Below are 2,701 nucleotides of genomic sequence, written 5' to 3'. Positions count from 1 at the left end.
AGACATGACAGGCTCCAGAGGCGGACCGTGAAGTCCAGCTGATCGATTCAGGCGCACCGGCTGATGCGCGACAGATCCATGTTGCCCTTGCGAATTGACGATAACAAACGATAGATTCAGCGGAAATACGATCAGCCCGGCTTATCAATCATGCTCAAGCATTGGCCCCCGTTGAATGCCCTGCGCGGCTTCGAGGCTGCCGCCCGGCTCGGCAGCTTCCATCGTGCGGCCGAGGAACTGCACCTGAGCCAGTCTGCCATCAGCCAGCAGATCCGCGGGCTGGAGGACTCCCTGGAACAACCGTTGTTCTTCCGCCAGGGCCGCAGCGTCACCCTCACCGATGCCGGAATCGACCTGCTGGAAACCACGCAGTCGCTGCTGCGGCAGCTGGCCAGTGGCATCCGTCGGCTCGATCAGTACCGCAAGCCGAATCAACTGATCGTCAACACCAGCCCCGCTTTCGCGCGCCACTGGCTGGTACCGCGGCTGGGTGACTTCCGCCGCCAGCATCCCCAGGCCGACCTGTGGCTGCTGACCAGCGAAGAGGCACCCGACATGACCGCGCAGACGCTGGACATCAGCATTCGCGATGATCTGCAGGCACAGGCGCATTGCGAGCATCGCGTACTGCTGCAGGACCGGCTGTATCCGGCCTGCCACCCCAACGTGCTGGCGCTACCTGTTGCCGAGCGCAGCACCCTGCACGGGGAGCGCGAAATGGACTGGAGCCAGTGGCAGGTGCAGGGCGGTGCCGATGTCGGCCAGCAGCGCGAAGGCCTGAATTTCTCCGAGCCAGGACAACTGCTGGATGCCGCGTGCCAGGGCCTGGGCATCGCACTGGTCAGCAAATTGCTGGCAGCACCGGCGCGCGCGCAGGGCCTGCTGCAGCCGCTGGATGAGGCCTGTGTACGCGGACCGCGCTGGAGCTGGTTGCTGCACGAGGACAGCGCTCGCGATCCGCTGGTGATGCGGTTCTGTGAGTGGCTGCTGGCGGAACTGGCGATAGGGTAGTGCCGGCAGCTGGCCGGCAATCCGTTCGGCATGCAGTTTGAGGTTGCCGGCCAGCGGCCCGCACTACCCATCTCAGCGCTTGGGCGTGTTCGCTTGTGCGCGCTTGATCGCCGCCTCGGCCAGCGGTGCCATCAGCGCATAGCCCTTCGCCGTCGGATGCACGCCATCGGTTGCCAACTGCGCATCCAGTCCGCCGACACGGTTGGCCATCGGTGCGTAATAGTCCAGATAGACCAGACCCCGTGCATCGGCATGGCGCTTCAGCGCGGCATTCAACGCACGCACCTTGGGTGCAGGCGTGATGCCCGGCATCCACGGGTACTCGCTGACCGGCAACACCGACGCCAGCACCACCGCGATGCGATGCGCTTTCGCCAGGTCCAGCATGGCCTGCAGGTTGTCCTCGATCATCGCCTGCGTGGCCGGGCCGGTGTTGCCGGCGATGTCATTGGTGCCGGCCAGTATCACCACCACGTTCGGGCGCAGCGCCAGCACATCCTGCGAAAAGCGCACCAGCATCTGCGCGGTGGTCTGCCCGCTGATGCCGCGATTGATGTAGCCCTTGCCGGGGAAGAAGGTGCTGCTGCCGTCCACGCCCCAGCCTTCGGTGATCGAATCGCCAAAAAACACCACGCGTGGCTGGCTGGCCCGTGGCGCTGGCAACGCGGCGTTGGCCGCGCGGTACTTCTGCAGTTGCGGCCAGTCGGACAGGCGCTGCTGCATGAAACGCACCTCGTCCGGTTGCAGCTGTTCGACCGGCCTGGTCAGCAGCGGATTGCTGGCCGCCTGCACCATCACTGGCGTGGCCAGCGAGGCAATGAGCAGACCGGCCGGTAGCCAGACCATCGAAACCATCCTGCGCATGAGCATCCTCCGCTGTCGACCTGGGCAGTCTAGCGCGGCCTGCGAAGGGTCATTTTGCCGATGCAGCCGCCCTTGCCGCTACACCGGTCACCTTGGCCGGCATCCACATGCCCGGCGTCCAGCCACTGGCCTCCAGGATCGCCTTCGGGTTGTCCTGCTGGATCAGCGCGCGCACAGCATCGCGTTTGTTGCCGGCCTGCAGGTAATACGCCTTGGCGATGCGATAGCCCACCCAGTAGCCCAGGTCGTAGGGCTCCTGCGAACCCAGCGTGTGGTTGTACAACCAGGGCTTCAGATCGGTGCTGTCCATATCCAGCGCGAACGCGCTTTCGATATGCACCTCCTTGCCCCGCGTCCACCCGGCATGCCGACCATTGCCGACGTTGCCGGAGATCAGTTCGGCGATGAACTCGGCAACACCCTCGCCCAACGACTCGCGCAGCACTGTCGCCCGCGGGTCGCCTGCTTCGTACTCGCTCACGCCGGTCTGCTGGATATGCACGTACTCATGCGCGATCACGTGCACGAAGCGGTCCTGCGCGTTGGCGTTCATGAAATCTGCCGCGCACAGCGCTTCCAGGCCGATTACCACCCCGTTCGGATGCGTCATGCCCACCGGCTTGCCGCGCCCCACCACGATCGCCACCGGCGGGAACTTCGCCTGCGGGTAGATCGCCTGCAGGTTGGCGAACACCTGCACCAGTCGCTGCCGCACCGCAGGCAACTCCGCAAGGCAAGCCCGTCCATTGGCATACACCGCAGGGTCACGCGCCATCGCGTCGGCCATGCGCTCGGCGGTGACCCGGCGCAGCTTCGCGAACTGGGC

The 2,701-nt window shown here is 65.3% G+C and carries 3 protein-coding genes; 1 reads left to right on the top strand and 2 read right to left on the bottom strand.

Going from position 1 to position 2,701, the window contains the following annotated elements:
• Window positions 1-150: 150 nt before the first annotated feature.
• Entirely contained in the window at window positions 151-1,011 is an 861-nt protein-coding gene (locus tag DBR20_RS06365; RefSeq protein ID WP_108265595.1) for a LysR family transcriptional regulator, read from the top strand.
• Window positions 1,012-1,083: 72 nt separating this feature from the next.
• Here the strand turns inward: DBR20_RS06365 and DBR20_RS06360 are convergent, their stop codons facing one another.
• Together DBR20_RS06360 and DBR20_RS06355 are read right to left on the bottom strand one after the other, a co-directional pair.
• The gene (locus DBR20_RS06360) at window positions 1,084-1,806 is read right to left on the bottom strand and encodes an SGNH/GDSL hydrolase family protein (RefSeq protein WP_258223230.1); all 723 of its coding nucleotides are present in this window, start codon (window positions 1,804-1,806) and stop codon (window positions 1,084-1,086) included.
• A gap of 118 nt (window positions 1,807-1,924) precedes the next feature.
• On the bottom strand, window positions 1,925-2,701 hold a 777-nt coding region (locus tag DBR20_RS06355), incomplete at its 5' end, for a DUF2268 domain-containing putative Zn-dependent protease (protein ID WP_108265593.1).

This window comes from Stenotrophomonas sp. HMWF023 (genome assembly GCF_003060985.1).
GTDB classification, from domain to species: domain Bacteria; phylum Pseudomonadota; class Gammaproteobacteria; order Xanthomonadales; family Xanthomonadaceae; genus Stenotrophomonas; species Stenotrophomonas lactitubi.
Note: the sequence above shows the minus strand (reverse complement) of the source record. Positions and strands in the feature narration are given on the sequence as shown.